Genomic DNA, 16886 nt, shown 5'->3' with positions numbered 1-16886 from the left:
ATATGACACTTCCTGCCGTTACAACTCGCCATCTCTTTTTCACCGGCAAGGGCGGCGTCGGCAAAACGTCGCTCGCCTGCGCAACGGCGCTGCAACTGGCTGAAAAGGGTAAGGCCGTGCTGCTTGTCAGCACCGACCCGGCTTCGAATCTCGACGAGGTGCTCGAGACTCAACTCTGTGGGCAGCCGACCCCGGTCAACGGGTTCCCCAACCTCCATGCGTTGAATATCGACCCCGAGCTCGCTGCGGCTGCCTACCGCGAGCGAATGGTTGCTCCCTATCGAGGCGTGTTGCCCGATGCGGCAATTCGCAGCATGGAGGAGCAGTTTTCTGGTGGCTGCACGGTCGAGATAGCGGCATTCGATGCGTTTGCCGAACTGCTGGGCGGTAGTATCACCGCGAAGGCGTATGACCACGTCATCTTCGACACTGCCCCGACAGGGCACACCTTGCGTTTGCTCACGCTGCCGTCGGCCTGGAGTAACTTCCTGTCGACTAACACAACCGGCAATTCGTGCTTGGGCCCGTTGGCAGGCCTCGAGCAAAACAGGCAACTATACGCCGCCGCCGTTGCCCAATTGACCGATCACGACCGCACTACCGTGGTCCTCGTGGCGAGGCCGGAGGCGTCCGCATTCCGTGAGGCGGAGCGAACCCGTGTCGAACTGGCCGACCTGGGGGTTCGAAACCTGGTGCTCGCGGTCAATGGTGTCTTCAAGGCGGTCTCTTCTGACGATGACATTGCTTGTGCGATGGAAGAACAGCAGGCTGCAGCCGTCAAGGCAATGCCACCGGGTCTCGCCGTACTTCCGCGAAGCGAAACGGGTTTTATTCCCAAGGGACTGGCTGGACTGGCCGCGTTAGACGCGTATTTGCACCCGGCGCGGATTGCCACGCCCAGCGTCGATGTCCGTCCTGGCGTGGAATTGCCTGGCGGACTTCTGCCGCTCATTGACGAGCTCGAGAAGGCGGGGCATGGCCTTGTCATGACGATGGGCAAGGGCGGCGTCGGCAAGACGACCGTGGCTGCGGCGATAGCGCTTGAACTGGCGCAGCGCGGCCATGCAGTCCTGCTTTCCACCACAGACCCGGCCGCGCACGTAGCATGGACGCTCCAGGAATCCCTTCCAGGCCTGAGTGTGAGTCGCATCGACCCGGAACTGGAGGTTAGCCGCTATCGCGCTGAGGTCCTCGCCAAGGCCGGGACTCAACTCGATGCGCAAGGGAAGGCGATGCTTGAGGAAGACCTGCGGTCGCCGTGCACCGAGGAGATAGCGGTTTTTCGCGCATTCGCGCGCACGGTGGATGAGGCCCGGAACGCTTTCGTGATACTCGACACGGCTCCAACCGGACACACCATTCTGCTCATGGATTCAGCAGAGGCCTATCATCGCGAAGTCATGCGTACGCAAGGCGATATGCCCGAAGCGGTTCGTCAGCTTCTGCCGCGGCTTAGAGACCCGCAGTTCACGCACGTGCTTATCGTGACGCTCGCCGAAGCGACGCCAGTTCATGAAGCAGAACGACTGCAAGCCGACCTGCGTCGGGCACAGATCGAGCCATACGCCTGGGTCATTGACCAGAGTCTGCTCGCAAGCGGAACCCACGATCCGGCCCTCGCCGAGCGCGGGCGCTACGAAATGCCATTCATCGCGCGCGTTATGGAGCAGGATTCGATTCGGGCCGCTTTGTTGCCGTGGCAGGCGCGTCCACCCGTCGGGCTACGAGGGTTGGAAGAGTTGGTCCGCGGCCACCAGATAGAGCAGAAAAGCGCCTAGCGAGGGCGCGCCGTGCGTGCGCAAAGCGAGCGTGGTAGCGTTCCGCACTCGTACCTATGGCGGGACGAATTGCTCTGCATCGTGGACTGGTTTTTGTGGACGCGGCCAGCCGGACATCGCAGTCGAACTCCAAAAAACAACTGCCAAAACTCTGGCGGTCAAACAAGGTGGGCGTTCATCTCACCCGACATCCCACTGCGACAGGCATGAAATGAAACAGGACACATCCCCGATTTTTCCGGAAGACGAGACCGTAGATGCCTCCGCCAGCGCCGCGGCGGCGTCTCGCAGCACGTGGGTCAGCGTCGCGGTGAATCTCGCCCTGAGCATCGGGCAGGTGATCACGGGCATCCTGTCCCGCTCGCAGGGATTGATCGCCGACGGAATTCATTCGCTGTCGGATCTGATCGCTGATTTCGTCGTGTTGCTGGCCAGTCACCACAGCAGGAAGCCAGTCGACGCGAACCATCCATACGGTCATCAACGTTTCGAGACTGGCGCATCGCTTGCGCTCGCATTGATTCTGCTGCTGGTCGGCGGTGGGATGCTCTGGTCCGCGGTCCTGAAACTCGAACGTCCCGAGACGATCCAGTCCGTGCATCTCGCGGCGCTCTGGGTCGCACTTGCCGCTCTCGTCGCGAAGGAAAGCCTGTTTCGCTACATGCTTGCGGCTGCGACGCGCGTGAAATCGAGCATGCTGGTCGCCAACGCATGGCACGCGCGCTCGGACGCGGCTTCTTCTCTCGTTGTCGCACTGGGCATTGTCGGTAACCTTGCCGGCTATCCGTTGCTGGATCCGGTCGCCGCGCTGATCGTCGGCGGCATGGTGGTGAAGATGGGCGGGTCCTTCGGCTGGGATGCATTGCACGACCTGATGGACAGGGCGGCCGATGCCGCGGAGGTGCAGGCCATCACTGAAACGCTGCGCGCGACGCCGGGCATACTCGGCGTACATGATCTGCGCACGCGCAAGATGGGGGACATGATCCTCGTTGATGTGCATCTGGAGATCGATGCCGATTTGTCGGTCGAGCAGGGGCACGACATCGCAGTCGCGGCGCGTGCTTGCGTGATGGCGCGCCACCGCGTGCTCAACGTGATGACCCATGTCGATCCGCGGCGTCTGGGCGTCACCGCGCCCATGACTTCGACGCATCGAGGCGACACGGCGATATAGCGGCGAGCGACGTCGAGCGTCGATTTCAAGTCTCGACTTCGCTCATTTCCCATTCCTTATTTTTCAAGCTCCGCGCGAATTGACTGCAATTCCTTTCTACGTTCGGCGTTCGCCTTTGGATAGGTCATTTCGAGTTCCTCAAGCGTCTCAAGTACGACTCTCGACACGATCAGCCTCGCGTTCTCCTTGTCGTCAGCTGGCACGATGTACCAGGGAGCGCGTTGGGTGCTCGTTGCATTGAAGCATTCCTCATAGGCCTTCATATACTGTTTCCAGTACTTCCGCTCCTCGACATCCGCAACACTGAATTTCCAGTTTTTCTCAGGGTCGTCGATACGCTGCAGAAAGCGTTTGCGCTGCTCTTCCTTGGAGATGTGAAGGTAAAACTTGACGATTCGCGTGCCATTTCCGCAGAGGTGCAACTCCAGATCCTGGATTGAACGATAGCGGTCATGCCACACGGTCTTCTCATCAAGCAGTGCATCTGGAAGGCCCTCGTTATGAAGAATCTCGGGATGGACGCGTGCGATCAACACTTCCTCGTAGTACGACCGGTTGAAGATGCCGATTCGACCGCGCTCTGGCAGATCGCGGGTGGTGCGCCACAGAAAGTCATGCTGCAACTCAGTGGCGCTGGGATGTTTGAAGCTGAATACCTGGCATCCCTGCGGGTTCACGCCAGACATGACATGCTTGATGGCGCCGTCCTTACCGGCCGCGTCCATCGCCTGGAAGATCAGCAAAATCGCATACCGATTGCTCGCATAAAGCAACTGCTGTAAAGCACTCAGGCGGCCGACATGCTCACCAAGCAATTGCTGATAGTGATCTCGTGACTTGTACACGGGATCCACTTTTGTCGGCCATTTTTCGAGCTTGACTCTTCCACCTTCCGGGACACGAAACTCTCGCGAGTTGATCTCCATGTTGATCCTCGTAACCGCTCAATTCCATTGAAATTGTAGCCAGGGGACGCTGGCGTCATTACGGCAGTCGTGGCCGCGAGACAGGGGATAGAAGGCGCGATAGCTTATCTATCTGGTGGGCATCCGGGGGCCTGGCGGCAACCTGATCACGTAGATGCGGCCCGGCAGATCCCCTGCAACCTCGCTTTCAGAGTAGGTGAAGTAGACAAGTGAGTGCCGCTCGGTGTCCAGCACGCGGATGATATGGAGCGAGTCGAAACTTGGGTCTGTTTCGGTCGTGAATACCTGCGCTTGCCTGGGAACAGCTTCGGCAACCCGGATGTTGCCTGTCTGATGGCAGGATGCCGTCAGATCAGCCCCATGACTGATCCGTCCACTTCCCAGCGCGCCATCGGAATTCGACTCTGACACATAGCATGTCACGCCTTTCACGAGAGGATCGTCGTAAGCCGAAATGGCGATGTGAGAACCATATCGCTGGCTATGTGTTTCAATCGTCGCCAGCTCTTTGGCTATCACTGCAGTGGTAGACGAAAATATCAGTAGTGCGCCCAGAATGCTTGCCCGCCCTGAAACCAGCTTGATCATCATCCACCTCCGGGTATTCGGTAGTCAGATCGCCGATCGCGCAACGTCGCAGCGATGGATAGCTGATTCAGGCTATTTCACCGGGAATTCAGCTACTTGACGCAGGTCAACGCCTGCGCGTTCACCTGGCGCCATTCTGAAAGTGGGTACCTGGTACGGATGGGGCGCTTGTCGGCACCGGACTGAACATTTTTTGTCCAGTGTCAGTTCATGTTTCATCCCAAGGAGAATGCGTCATGACAAAGAGCGCAATCAGCGTCGCGATACAGAATCCCGCTCCCGCATAAAATGTTGCGCTTGCTCCCAACCTGTCCCAGAGCTCACCGGCCACGAGGCTTGCCACAAGAGTCGCCAATCCACCAGTGAGATTGAAGAAACCAAACGCTGTCCCTTTCAGATCGGGCGGCGCAGCTTTCGCAACCATGGTCGCCAGCAAACCTTGCGTGAGGCCCAGATGCAAGCCCCACAGAGCGACGCCGGTTAGCACGACTGGCCAGTGACTTCCGTGCGCAAGCACGACATCCGACAGAATCAGTACGACGAGACCAATGGCCAGTAGTCGGGTGTGGCTCATGGAGTCGGCTAGCTTGCCAAAGGGGTAAGCTGACGCTGAATACACCAGGTTCATAACTACCATGACGAGTGGTACTAGCGCCACGGGTATACCCCCTTGCATCGCGCGCAGGACGAGAAATGCTTCGCTGAACCGAGCAATCGCGAAAACCGCGCCGACAAATACCACCCACCAGTACGACCCGCTCAGCTTCTTCAGGTTTTCGAGTTTCAACGGATTGACGCGCGTCGCGCTTGACCGATGCGTAGGTTCCCTAACGCCAATCACAAGCAATCCGACTGCGACGATGCCGGGAATGACCGCCACCCAGAACACCATGCGGAAGTCGTTTGCCCAAAGCACCATCAAGCCGGCGGCGAGCAACGGACCCAAAAACGCGCCGACAGTGTCCAGCGACTGGCGAAGGCCATACGCAGCGCCGCGCAGGTGCGGGGGAGTGATATCGGCCACGAGCGCATCGCGCGGCGCGCCTCGCACGCCTTTGCCGATTCGGTCTGCCACTCGCGCTGTCAGGACAATTCCCGCTGTCGGTGCTAGTGCAAATAGCGGCTTACTCAGCGCGCCCATGCCGTAACCAATGACAGCGAGCCATTTCCGGTTGCCAAGGTAGTCGCTTAGCGCGCCGGAAAAGATTTTTACGATGGGCGAGGTCGCTTCGGCGACGCCTTCAATGAGGCCAACCATCACGGCGCTTGCCCCTAGACTCGTCACCAGGAACATCGGAAGGAGGCTGTGGATCATCTCCGACGAGATGTCCATGAACATGCTGACGAAGCCGAGCAACCAGATACCTTTGGGAATCTGACTGAGTGTGCGGGGGCGAGGCTTGATGTCGCTTTGCATTTTTCTCGATTCTGGAATTCACGGTTTCGACGTCGATACGGTTGCACGTCACCTTATCGACGAAGTTGTGGGAGCAATTAATTGGTCCACAGCTGTGCGGCGCCGAAATTGCGTGCAACGTACCTTTTTGCCAGAAGACTTCGCGCCGATCGTGTCTGCGAACCCTCTGGGACCCTATTTACGCCAATACCGTGCAGGCGATCCGCTATACGGTTGCCGTTCATATCGCGATGATAGCCGCAACCATGATTCCCGGTCTTGACCAGGTTCTCTCGCAAACGGACACCCGGCCGCGTATCCAGGCGTCCCTTCAGTGTCGAAAGTGCCCATTCGTCGACGCCGGCTGCAGACGTTTGCAACCGCTGTCAGCGAATAGTTGAGGAAGAAAGCAGGCGGCGCCATCCGTAACAGCATCATTTAATGTCGGTCAGTCGGACAACGCCGCTAACTCCACCACGCTTCACCAATCGGAGAACCCGGTATCGACTTGCCCCCGCCCAGCCCCCTCTCGCAAGGCCCCTCAAAATTTTTGACTGCAGTTGACAAATAAAAATATGGCGTTTTAGACTCAAGTCACTCCCTCGAGGCCCGACAAAGATGTCCGCCCGAGGACCCGGCACAGAAGCCCCCTGACGAACGCGCCGTTCGTCAGGGGGCTTTTTTTGTGCCCGTTTTTTTCCTTGTTCCAGCGCTCACGTCTGGCGCCCATCTCTGGAGAACCCGCATGTTGCTGAAGCTGTCGGGCTGGATGCGTCTCGCCCTTACCGCAGGACTCGCACTGACTTCGCTCGCTTCGAGCGCCGCTGATCCCGTAAAGATCGGCTTGCTCGAAGACGCCTCGGGGAATTTCGCACTGGCCACGATTCCCAAGATTCACGCCACGGAACTCGCCGTCGACGAGATCAACGCGAAGGGCGGCATTCTCGGCCGCCCGGTGAAGCTGATCGCTTACGACACACAGTCGGACAACACCAAGTTTCAGGAACTGGCCCGACGGCTCGTGCAGACCGACAAGCCGGATGTAATTTTCGGCGCGTTCTCCAGCGCATCGCGCGAGGCGATCCGCCCGATCATGGACCGCGCGCATCAGCTCTACTGGTACGACAATCAGTACGAAGGCGGCGTCTGCGATTCGAACACCTTCGTTACCGGCGCGGTGCCCGAGCAACAATTTTCGACGCTCATTCCGTGGATGATGCAGAAGTACGGCAAGAAGGTATACACCATCGCGGCCGACTACAACTTCGGGCAGATTTCGGCGGAGTGGGTACGCAACATCGTCAAGGAAAACGGCGGCACGATGGTCGGCGAGGAGTTCATTCCTCTGTCGGTATCGCAGTTCGGCCAGACCATTCAGAACATCCAGAAGGCGAAGCCCGACTTCGTGGTCACACTGCTGGTCGGCGCGAATCAGTCTTCGTACTACGAGCAGCAGGCGTCGGCGCATCTGAATCTGCCGATGGCGAGTTCGGTGAACGTCGGTCAGGCCTATGAGCACAAGCGCTTCAAACCGCCTGCGCTGAAGGACATGTACGTGACGGCGAACTACGTCGAAGAGGTCGATTCGCCCGCCAGCAACGACTTCAAGAAGCGCTTCCACGCGAAGTTTCCGAATGAGCCGTACATCAACCAGGAAGCAGCAAACGCCTACGACGCCCTCTACCTCTACAAGGCCGCGGTCGAAAAGGCGAAGTCGACGAATCAGGACGCGGTACGCAAAGCGCTCGAAAGCGGCGACATCTGCACGACCGGCGCGCAAGGCAAGGTCTGCATCGATCCGAAGAGCCATCACGCGAGTCACACGATTTATCTGGTGCACGTGAAAGAGGACCACTCGGTCGAGATTCCGAAGGTCTGGGAAGACGTGCAGCCCTACTGGCTCGGCAAGGTCGGCTGCGATCTGCCGAACCGGCCGGATCATCGTCAATACACGCCGTCGAACCTGCCCAAGAAGTCCTGATCCGAAGCCGGCGCGCGGGAAAAGCAGCATGCTCGCGCGCACCGGCCTCCTGAACGTGGAGCACGTATGGCCACTTTGTCGGTTCTCTATTCGCTCATCTATCAGTTCGGCGACAACTTCGCCTATCTGGTGCTCGCGGCGCTCGGACTCGCGGTAATTTTCGGCATGATGGGGGTCATCAATCTCGCGCATGGCGAGTTCATCATGTGCGGCGCGTACGTGACCATCATCTCGGCGAAGCACGGTGCGCCGCTGCCGCTCGCGATGCTGTCCGGCGCGCTTACGGCGGCGCTCGCGGGCGTCATCATCGAACGGCTGGTGATTCGCCATCTCTATGACCGTCTGTTCGACTCCGTCGTGGCAACATGGGCAATCAGCCTGATCGTGCAGCAGACCATGCTGCTGGTCGCAGGTCCGTCGATCGAAGGGATCGGCACGCCGTTCGGCTCGTTTTCGCTTGGCGAGTATTCGTTCTCGACGTATCGTGCCGTGCTGCCCGGTATCGCGCTCGCCATCCTGTTCGGCCTCTACCTGCTGTTCTTCAAAACCAATTACGGCGTCTGCGCGCGCGCCACGATCCAGAACGCGAATATCGCGCAATGCCTCGGTCTGCGCACCGACCGGCTCTATACGCTGACCTTCGCGCTGGGCGCGGGCCTTGCGGGCCTCACCGGCGCGCTCTACGCGCCGACCATGACGGCGGTGCCGACCATGGGCAGCAATTTCATCGTGCAGGCCTTCGTGTCGGTAGTGGTTGGTGGTGCCAACGTGATCGCGGGCACCACACCGGCGGCCGGCGTGCTCGCGATCATCCAGACCGCGCTGACGGCGTCCTACGGGCAGCTGTTCGGACAAATCGGTCTGCTGGTGACCGTTATCGTCGTGATCCGGCTGATGCCGCAAGGGCTCGGCAATCTCTTCACCCGCTTGCGCTAGGAGGCAGACGTGACGCAAATGAAAGGGCCTTCGACCAGCGCCGCAACGCGCGCGTTGCATACGGTGCCGTGGCTCGTGGCGCTATGTCTGCCGCTCGTGGTCGATGCGAACACCAGCGGCAATCTCGCCTACTGTCTGCTGTGGGCGTTCAGCGCGCTCGGGCTCGCCGCGATGTGGGGCTACGGCGGCATCCTGTCGTTCGGGCAGACCGCGTTCTTTGGGTTGTCGGGCTACACCTACGGTATCTTCACGCTCAACTATGGCGACACGTGGTTCGAGTCGTGGCTCGGGCTCGGCGCGGGCATCGTGGTGAGCATCGTCGTCGCTGCGTTGATCGGCTACATGATTTTCTATGGGCGCATCAAGGGCGTGTTCATCGGCATCGTCACGTTGTCGGTGACGCTCGTGCTCGAAACCTTCATGTCGCAGACAGCAGGGCCGCAATGGGCGATCGGCGAGGCGCGGCTGAACGGCTACAACGGCATGGGCGGCATGCCGCAATTGACCATTCCGTGGCCGGGCGGCCCGCTCACGCTGGAGAACGTGAGCTTCTACTACCTCGTGCTGCTTCTGCTGATCGCGGTCTACGCGATCATGCGCAGGCTGCTCGACGGCACCTTCGGTTTGACCCTCATCGCTATCCGGGAGAATCCGCAGCGCGCGGAGATGCTCGGCGTCGATATCCGCCGTCATCAACTGATGGTGTTCGTGCTCGGTTGCGCGCTGGGCGGATTGTCGGGTGCGTTGTACACGATCTGGGGTTCCTACATCACGCCGTCGACAATGGGCCTCACCGCTGCCGCGATGCCGGTGATCTGGGTCGCAACGTCGGGAAGAAAGAGCATTGGAGGAACGATCATCGGCACCGCCTTGCTCGTGTGGCTCTCGCAGAATCTCGCGGTATATGGCAGCCAGTACGCGCTGATCCTGCTCGGTGCGATTCTGCTGATCGTCGTGCTGGCCGCGCCAGAAGGTCTGCTGCCGTTTGTCGCGCGGCATCTGGGGCGTCTGTCGAGCCGCACGGGCGGCGCTTCGCGCCACGCCGGCGCATGTCTGAAGCGAGAGGAGGGCAAATCATGACCACGCTGCTCGAAACGCGCGGGCTCAAGAAGCATTTTGGCGGCGCGCATGTGATCAATGGCATCGACTTCCGTATCGAGGCGAACGAGATTCGCTGCGTGATCGGGCCGAACGGCGCGGGCAAGAGCACGTTCTTCAAGCTCATCACGGGCGAGCATCGTCCTTCCGAAGGCAGCGTGATGTTTCTCGGTAAGGACATGAGCCATGTGCTTCCACACGAGCGCATCCGGATGGGCATGAGTATCAAGTTCCAGATTCCCGGCGTGTTTCCCGATCTGAGCGTGCGTCAGCATTTGCAACTGTCGCTGCATCGCGCGAAGGACGACCGGCCCGAGAGTCTCGACGAACTGCTGCGGCGCTTCATGCTGGAGAACGAAGAGCACATGCTCGCGCGCAACCTGTCGCACGGCAAGAAGCAATGGCTCGAAATCGCGATGGCCGTGTCGTTGCGGCCGAAGCTGCTGTTTCTCGATGAGCCGGTGGCGGGCATGTCGGTGGAAGAGACGCATGCAACCGGCGAACTCATCAAGCGGCTGTCGGCAGGCGGCCTCACGATGATGGTGGTCGAGCACGACATGACGTTTGTCAAGCAGATCGCCTCGCGCGTCACGGTGCTGCACGGCGGCAGTCTGCTCGCCGACGGGCCACTCGACGAGATCCTCGCGCGCGACGACGTCGCGGAAGTCTATCTGGGGAAGAAGAAATGAGCGCGTTGCTGGAGGTGTCGAACGTCGAAGCGGGATATGGCGGCGGACGTGTGCTCAACGGCGTGTCGTTCGGCGTCGGGCGAGGCGAGGTGCTGGCCCTCATCGGGCGCAACGGGGTCGGCAAGACGACGTTGATGCGCGCGCTGATTGGTCTTGTCAGGCTCGATGCCGGCGAAATCAGACTCGAAGGCAATGCGATCGGCCACGACAAGCCGTATGCCCGGGCGCAGAGCGGTATGGGCTATGTGCCGCAAGGGCGCGAGATATTCGGCGCGCTGACCGTTGCCGAGAATCTGCAGGTCGGCGCGCAGGCGAATCGGGCGCGCGCCGCGGGCATGAAAGAGAAAGTCGTCGGCTATTTTCCGATTTTGAAGAAACGCTATACGCAGAAGGCGGGAACCATGAGCGGGGGCGAACAGCAGCAGCTGGCGATTGCCCGCGCCCTGATCAGCGCGCCGAAGGTGCTGTTGCTCGACGAGCCGTCCGAAGGCATTCAACCTTCCATCGTCGATCTGATCGGCGACACGCTGCAGCATATCGCGCACGACACGGGTATCGGCGTGGTGCTGGTCGAACAGGATATGGGCATGGTCGAGCGTATCGCGAATCGCTGCTGTGTGATGGACAAGGGCCGTATCGTCGAGACATTGAGCCCCGAACAACTCGGCGACGAACAATTGATTCGCCAGTATCTGGCACTGTGACGGAGAGCGGAACATGAAATGGCTTGAAGACTCGATCATGATGAAGCGCGGTGTCGGCGCCGATCGCGAGCCGGTGGAGCATCATCTCACCGAGGAGATGCAAAAGACCTATCACTACACGATCGGCCCTTATTCGCAGCCTGTTCTGCACGTCAAGCCGGGGGATCGCGTGGTGGTGGAAACGCGCGACGCCTTCGAAGGCAAGATCAGGGAAGAGACCGACAAGCCCTCGCAGGTGCTACAGGTGCCTTTTCTCAATCCGCAGAATGGGCCGATCATGATCGAAGGCGCGGAGAAGGGCGACGTGGTCGCGGTATATATCGAGAAGATGGCGCCGCGCGGCGACGATCCGCACGGCTTCTGCTGCATGATCCCGAACTTCGGCGCGCTGACCGGCACGGATTACACGGCGCTGCTCAACGAGCCGTTGCCGGAAATCGTACGTAAGATAAAGATCGACGAAGAGAACGTGTACTGGAGCAAACGCAATACGCTGCCGTACAAACCGCATATCGGCACGCTGAGTCTTTCTCCCGAAATCGATTCGATCAATTCGCTCACGCCCGACAATCACGGTGGCAATATGGACGTGCCTGACATGGGGCCGGGCAGCATCACGTATCTGCCGGTGCGCTCTCCGGGCGGGCGGCTATTCATCGGCGACGCGCACGCCTGTCAGGGCGACGGCGAAGTGTGCGGCACGGCCGTCGAGTATCAGAGCACGACGACCGTGCGCGTCGATCTCATCAAGAAGTGGCAGATCGACTGGCCGCGCCTGGAAAACGAGGACGCGCTGATGAGCATCGGCAGCGCGCGGCCGCTGGAGGACGCAACGCGCATCGCCTATCGCGAACTCGTGCTGTGGATGGCGGCGGAGTATGGCTTTGACAAGTGGGATGCGTACATGATGCTGAGCCAGGTCGGCAAGGTACGTCTCGGTAATTTTGTCGACCCAAAATATACGGTCGGCGCGATGGTCGCCAAGCACTACCTGAAGTAACGTATCAACCGGAAGAATCGAAGTAAGACGACCAAAGCGCGGAGCTTATGCGCCGCGCGCATCCGAGAGCACGTCAAGAAATGGCATTATCCGATCCCATCCGTGTGGGCCTGCTTAGCTCGACGACCGGCTCGACCGCGTTGCTCGAACAGTCTCAATGGCGCGGCGCGTGCCTCGCCGTCGAGGAGATCAACGCGCGCGGCGGCATAGGCGGACGCGAACTCGTCGCGCTTCACTACGATCCCGGCTCCGATCCGGCCGCGTTTCGGGAACTGGCGGAGCGGCTTATCGTGAAGGACGGCGTCAATACCATTTTCGGCGGCTATACGTCGACCAGCCGCAAGGCGATGCTGCCCGTCGTCGAGAAGCACAACCGGCTGCTGATCTACGCGCAGATGTACGAAGGTTTCGAGTATTCGGACAACATCATCTACAGCGGCGCGTCGCCCAACCAGAACGGTGTGCAACTCGCCGACTTCATGACGGAGACGTTCGGCGCGCGCGTGTACTTTGTCGGTTCGAGCTATGTCTATCCGTACGAATGCAACCGGACGATGCAGGAATTGCTGCTGCAGCATCCCGAAGGCGCGATCCTCGGCGAGCGCTATCTGTCGCTCGATGCCACGCGCGACCAGTTCGACCAGGTGGTCGCGGATATCGGGCGGAAGTCGCCGGACTGGATCTTCTGCACGGTGATCGGAGAGACGGTGCCTTATCTCTACGAGGCTTATGCGCGCGCGGACCTCGATCCGGCCAGCATGCCGATCGGCAGCCTCAACACCTCCGAGACCGAGATTCACGCAATGGAACGCGGCATCGCGACAGGGCATTTCACGGCTGCGCCTTATTTTCAGAGCATCGATACGCCGGAGAATCATCGCGCCGTGCGACATCATCAGGCGCGCTTCGGCGCGCACACGCCAACCGACATGAACTGGGAAGCCGCCTACTATCAGATGCATATGTTCGCGGAAGCGTTCGCGCGTGCCGGCTCGGATGAGCTCGGCACCATCATGCCGCATCTGCTCGGCTCGGAGTTCACCGCGCCGCAAGGCCGGGTGCGCATCGATCCGGTCAATCATCACATGGCTCTTTATCCGCGCATTGGCCGCGTCAATGCCGATGGCCAGTTCACTATCCTGCGCGAATCGAAGTTCGCCGTCGGCCCGGATCCCTACATGACGCGTCAGACGCTCGGGGACTGGGTCACGAAATTGAGCACGCGGGACTACTGACGTGAGCGCGCGCCCGGACAGAGGCCAACGCAGCCTCACGAGTTCGATCCTCGAGCGCAATGCGCGCGTGGTCGTTTTTCATCCCGACGACGACGACGGGGTGACGCTCACGAACCACCTTCGGCGCATGGGCTTTCAGGTCGAGCGATGCTGGCCGCCCGTGGACACGCTGCCGGAGCGCGTCGACCTCGTGTTCCGTGCATTGCGGCCTGACGAGCGCGCGCCGAAGGGCGAATGGTCGGGACCGGATGCGCCGCCCGTGATCTGTGTGGTGGCCTACGAGAATCCGACCTTCATCGATCAGGCGATCAAGCTCGGCGCGGATGGCATCGTAACGACACCGGTGCGCGCTTCGGGATTGCTGTCCACGGTGGTGATGGCGCTATATCACGCAAAGCGTTCGCGCCAGCACGCGCAGCGTATCGCCAAGTTGGAACAGAAGCTGCTCGACAGCCGGCATTTGCAGGAAGCGAAAAAAATTCTGATGACCATGCATCGCGTGAGCGAACGCGAAGCGTACGACATGCTGCGCGCGCAGGCGATGGAGAAGCGCATAACTATCGACGACATCTGTCACTCCGTCATTCAGGCAGGCGAAGTGCTGCAGATTTCTCGCGGCATGACGTCAGACGAGGGGCGCGATAAAGAGTGAGCGCGCTGTCGCTCGATCGATTAACGGACACGCAAACACCTGCACAGGAGCTTCGAACATGGATCTGCAACTGAAGGGTTTGAAGGCGATCGTGACCGGCGGCACCAAGGGCATAGGGCTCGCCATTGCACGCACGCTCGCAGCAGAAGGTGCCGAGGTCGCCATTTGCGCACGCGATCAGGCTGCCGTCGAGGCGACCGTTAGCGCGCTCGCCGAACTGAGCGGCGCGCGCGCATCGGGCGCGGCAGTCGATGTATCGGATGGTGCCGCGCTGAAAGCGTGGGTCGAGCGTATCGGCTCGGAGTGGGGCGGCCTCGACATCGTCGTGGCGAATGTGAGCGCGCTCGCAATCGGCAACGACATTGAATCGTGGCGCAAGGAATTCGAAACCGATCTGCTCGGCACCGTCAATCTCGTCGATGCGGCGATGCCGTATCTCGAAGCGAGCCGGGCCGCGTCGATCGTCGCTATATCGAGCGTCTCGGGACGCGAGATCGATTTCGCCGCGGGTCCTTATGGTGTGTTCAAGGCCGCGCTCGTTCATTACATGCAGGGGCTCGCGAACCAGCTCGCGTCGAAGGGCATTCGCGCGAACACGGTTTCGCCCGGGAATGTGTATTTCGAGGGCGGCGTGTGGGACTGGATCGAGCATAACGACGCGGCGCTATTCGAACGCGCACTCGCATTGAATCCGACTGGGCGCATGGGGCGCCCGCAGGAAATCGCTAACGCGGTGGCGTTCATCGCGAGTCCGGTGGCGAGCTTTGTGAGCGGGACGAACTTCGTCGTCGATGGAGCACTCACGCGCGGCGTGCAGCTCTGACACGCGGTCAAATCAACAGGAGCATGGAATGGAACGAGGCAGTGCGATGGATATCGATCTGGACGCCCTGACGGTCGAGGCCGTGCAGGCGGGTTTCAAGGCGGGCACATTCACGGCCGAGCAGCTGGCGCGCGCCTGTTTCGACAGAATCGAGCGCGACAACGGCAAGTACAACGCAGTGATTTTCCTGAACCCGGCGGCTATCGACGACGCGCGCCGGATCGACGAACGGCGCGCTGCCGGCGAACCGCTGGGTCCGCTTGCCGGCGTGCCGGTCGTCATCAAGGATCCTATGGACATGGTCGGCTTTCCGACTACCGCGGGATGGGCGAAGTTGTACAGCAAGAGAGGCGGCGTCGACCTGATGCCAGAGCGTGATGCGCCGGTCGTCGCACGGATGCGCCGCGCGGGTGCGATTCTGCTCGGCAAAACGAACGTGCCGATCCTGAGCCACACCGGCTCGCATGCGAACGATAGCTGGGCGGGCCCCACGATCAATGTCGTGATGCCCGATCGGGTGCCGGGCGGCAGCAGTGCGGGCACGGCATCGGCGGTGGCGTCGTGCATGGCCGTACTCGGCCTGGCGGAAGAGACCGGCGGATCGATTCAGAACCCCGCATCGGCGCAGAACCTCGTCGGAATCAAACCGACTATCGGGTTGGTGCCGAATGCGGGCGTGGTACCGCTGTCGGGTAATCGCGATGTGGTGGGACCCATTGCACGAAACGTGTGGGATGCCGCGCTGTGCCTCGACGTGCTCGCGGGCTATTCGAGCGAAGACCCGAAGACACTCGCGAGCGTCGGCCGGCAACCGGAAGGCGGTTATACCGCGGCGCTGGACCCGAAAGCGCTGAACGGCAAGCGCATCGGCCTGTATGGCCCGGGCTGGCGCAATCAGCCTTTGTCCGATGAAGCTGGCGCGCTGTATGAGCGGGTGAAGGACGAACTTGTCGGTCTGGGTGCGATTCTTGTCGACGATCCGTTCGCGGGCTCGGGGTTCGCCGAACTGAGGAAGCCGACTCCGCCGCTGGCGCATTTCGATGCGCGCGGTCTGGAGTCGATTCCGTACGATCTGGAAAAGTATCTTCAGCGGCTCGGCAAGCATGCGTCGCTCAAGACCTTCGCGGAATTCGCTGCGGCGACGAAAGATGACGATGCTTTTGGGGCGCAGGGGATCCTGCGATATCTGCATAGTCTCGCGGATTTCACGGCCGCGCTGGCTGATCCATCGGTGCCGCCGGAGATGCCTGAGTTTGTCGAAGTGAAGGCGCGCTATCTGCGGATTTTCAATGCGGTGATGGATGCGCAACAGCTCGATGCACTGGTGTTTCCGCAGATGCGAGGTGAACTGCCTCCGCTTCACGGTCAGGATGTCATTCAGGAGACGACGGTAGGCGAGATCAATATTGCGGGCTTGCCGGGGATTGCGGTGCCTGCGGGGTTTTATGCGTCGGGTGCGCCATTTGGGTTGATTTTTGTGGGGCGGCAATGGGATGAGGGGGCGTTGTTAGGGTTTGCGTATGCTTATACGGCCCTCACTCCGCGCTCGGATCGGCAACGCGACGAGCGTTGATCACGATGACGTCACGCGCCAGGGTCATTCGCATCTCACCCACGGCGAATCTACGGGGCGGTCCGATCTCCTGACCGGCCCCGGTTAACCGGCGGCTGTGACGGCTTCAGGTCGCGAGCTCGCATGGAATCGTCCACTTTCACGAGCTCTCGTTGATGCGGCGAGGGCGATTTGCTGACGACGGGCTTCACGGGATATCGCGCTGATGTGGTGGTAGAACGGCGCAGCTTTCTTGGAGGTGACTGGCTCGCCGGACGAAGCCCATATGGCCGATCGAGTGCCGGGCCGAAGTGAACAGTCAACGGGTAATTGATAAGTTTACATAATATA

Annotated in this window: 15 protein-coding genes; 12 read left to right on the top strand and 3 right to left on the bottom strand. The window is 60.6% G+C overall.

Annotated elements, in window-relative coordinates; all coding sequences use genetic code 11:
* Nucleotides 1-2 precede the first annotated feature (2 nt).
* A complete protein-coding gene (gene arsA / locus BLW71_RS21620; RefSeq protein WP_091801260.1) occupies nucleotides 3-1778 on the top strand; it encodes an arsenical pump-driving ATPase in 1776 nt (591 codons plus the stop codon).
* A gap of 211 nt (nucleotides 1779-1989) precedes the next feature.
* Nucleotides 1990-2955, top strand: coding sequence for a cation diffusion facilitator family transporter (locus tag BLW71_RS21615; protein WP_091801257.1), 966 nt, complete (start codon nucleotides 1990-1992; stop codon nucleotides 2953-2955).
* A gap of 56 nt (nucleotides 2956-3011) precedes the next feature.
* On the opposite strand, the gene BLW71_RS21610 is transcribed toward BLW71_RS21615, so the two are convergent.
* The 3 genes from BLW71_RS21610 to BLW71_RS21600 all read right to left on the bottom strand — a co-directional run bounded on the left by BLW71_RS21610 (nucleotide 3012) and on the right by BLW71_RS21600 (nucleotide 5886).
* Nucleotides 3012-3881 (bottom strand): ADP-polyphosphate phosphotransferase, encoded by an 870-nt coding sequence (locus BLW71_RS21610; RefSeq protein ID WP_091801254.1) that lies wholly within the window; start codon nucleotides 3879-3881, stop codon nucleotides 3012-3014.
* 108 nt (nucleotides 3882-3989) lie between these two features.
* Complete coding sequence (locus BLW71_RS21605; protein ID WP_091801251.1) at nucleotides 3990-4469, bottom strand: CreA family protein; 480 nt, start codon at nucleotides 4467-4469, stop codon at nucleotides 3990-3992.
* Between the two features lie 208 nt (nucleotides 4470-4677).
* Nucleotides 4678-5886 carry an MFS transporter gene (locus BLW71_RS21600; RefSeq protein ID WP_091801249.1) on the bottom strand — a complete coding sequence of 403 codons (1209 nt, stop codon included), beginning with the start codon at nucleotides 5884-5886 and terminating at the stop codon, nucleotides 4678-4680.
* Between the two features lie 724 nt (nucleotides 5887-6610).
* Here BLW71_RS21600 and BLW71_RS21595 point away from each other — a divergent pair.
* From BLW71_RS21595 to BLW71_RS21550, 10 genes are all read left to right on the top strand, one after another.
* Nucleotides 6611-7846: an urea ABC transporter substrate-binding protein gene (locus BLW71_RS21595; RefSeq protein WP_091801246.1), complete on the top strand. Its 1236-nt coding sequence runs from the start codon at nucleotides 6611-6613 to the stop codon at nucleotides 7844-7846.
* 66 nt (nucleotides 7847-7912) lie between these two features.
* A complete protein-coding gene (locus tag BLW71_RS21590; protein ID WP_091801243.1) occupies nucleotides 7913-8782 on the top strand; it encodes an ABC transporter permease subunit in 870 nt (289 codons plus the stop codon).
* Between the two features lie 18 nt (nucleotides 8783-8800).
* Nucleotides 8801-9862, top strand: a complete 1062-nt coding sequence (locus BLW71_RS21585; protein WP_091808688.1) for an ABC transporter permease subunit — start codon at nucleotides 8801-8803, stop codon at nucleotides 9860-9862.
* Entirely contained in the window at nucleotides 9859-10569 is a 711-nt protein-coding gene (locus BLW71_RS21580; protein WP_091801240.1) for an ATP-binding cassette domain-containing protein, read from the top strand. Before BLW71_RS21585 ends, BLW71_RS21580 begins: the two co-directional genes overlap by 4 nt.
* Complete coding sequence (locus BLW71_RS21575) at nucleotides 10566-11273, top strand: ABC transporter ATP-binding protein (protein WP_091801237.1); 708 nt, start codon at nucleotides 10566-10568, stop codon at nucleotides 11271-11273. Before BLW71_RS21580 ends, BLW71_RS21575 begins: the two co-directional genes overlap by 4 nt.
* Before the next feature lie 13 nt (nucleotides 11274-11286).
* Nucleotides 11287-12273, top strand: a complete 987-nt coding sequence (locus BLW71_RS21570) for an acetamidase/formamidase family protein (protein ID WP_091801234.1) — start codon at nucleotides 11287-11289, stop codon at nucleotides 12271-12273.
* Nucleotides 12274-12353: 80 nt separating this feature from the next.
* Nucleotides 12354-13508, top strand: a complete 1155-nt coding sequence (locus BLW71_RS21565) for a transporter substrate-binding domain-containing protein (protein ID WP_091808686.1) — start codon at nucleotides 12354-12356, stop codon at nucleotides 13506-13508.
* A gap of 1 nt (nucleotide 13509) precedes the next feature.
* A complete protein-coding gene (locus BLW71_RS21560) occupies nucleotides 13510-14160 on the top strand; it encodes an ANTAR domain-containing response regulator (RefSeq protein ID WP_091801231.1) in 651 nt (216 codons plus the stop codon).
* A gap of 58 nt (nucleotides 14161-14218) precedes the next feature.
* The gene (locus BLW71_RS21555) at nucleotides 14219-14983 is read left to right on the top strand and encodes an SDR family NAD(P)-dependent oxidoreductase (protein WP_091801228.1); all 765 of its coding nucleotides are present in this window, start codon (nucleotides 14219-14221) and stop codon (nucleotides 14981-14983) included.
* 28 nt (nucleotides 14984-15011) lie between these two features.
* Complete coding sequence (locus BLW71_RS21550; protein WP_091801225.1) at nucleotides 15012-16556, top strand: amidase; 1545 nt, start codon at nucleotides 15012-15014, stop codon at nucleotides 16554-16556.
* Nucleotides 16557-16886: the final 330 nt, after the last annotated feature.

The sequence above is a fragment of the Burkholderia sp. WP9 genome, from assembly GCF_900104795.1.
In the GTDB taxonomy this organism is placed as follows: Bacteria; Pseudomonadota; Gammaproteobacteria; order Burkholderiales; family Burkholderiaceae; genus Paraburkholderia.
The sequence above is the reverse complement of the archived record's forward strand: the minus strand, read 5'-3'. Positions and strand labels throughout refer to the sequence as shown.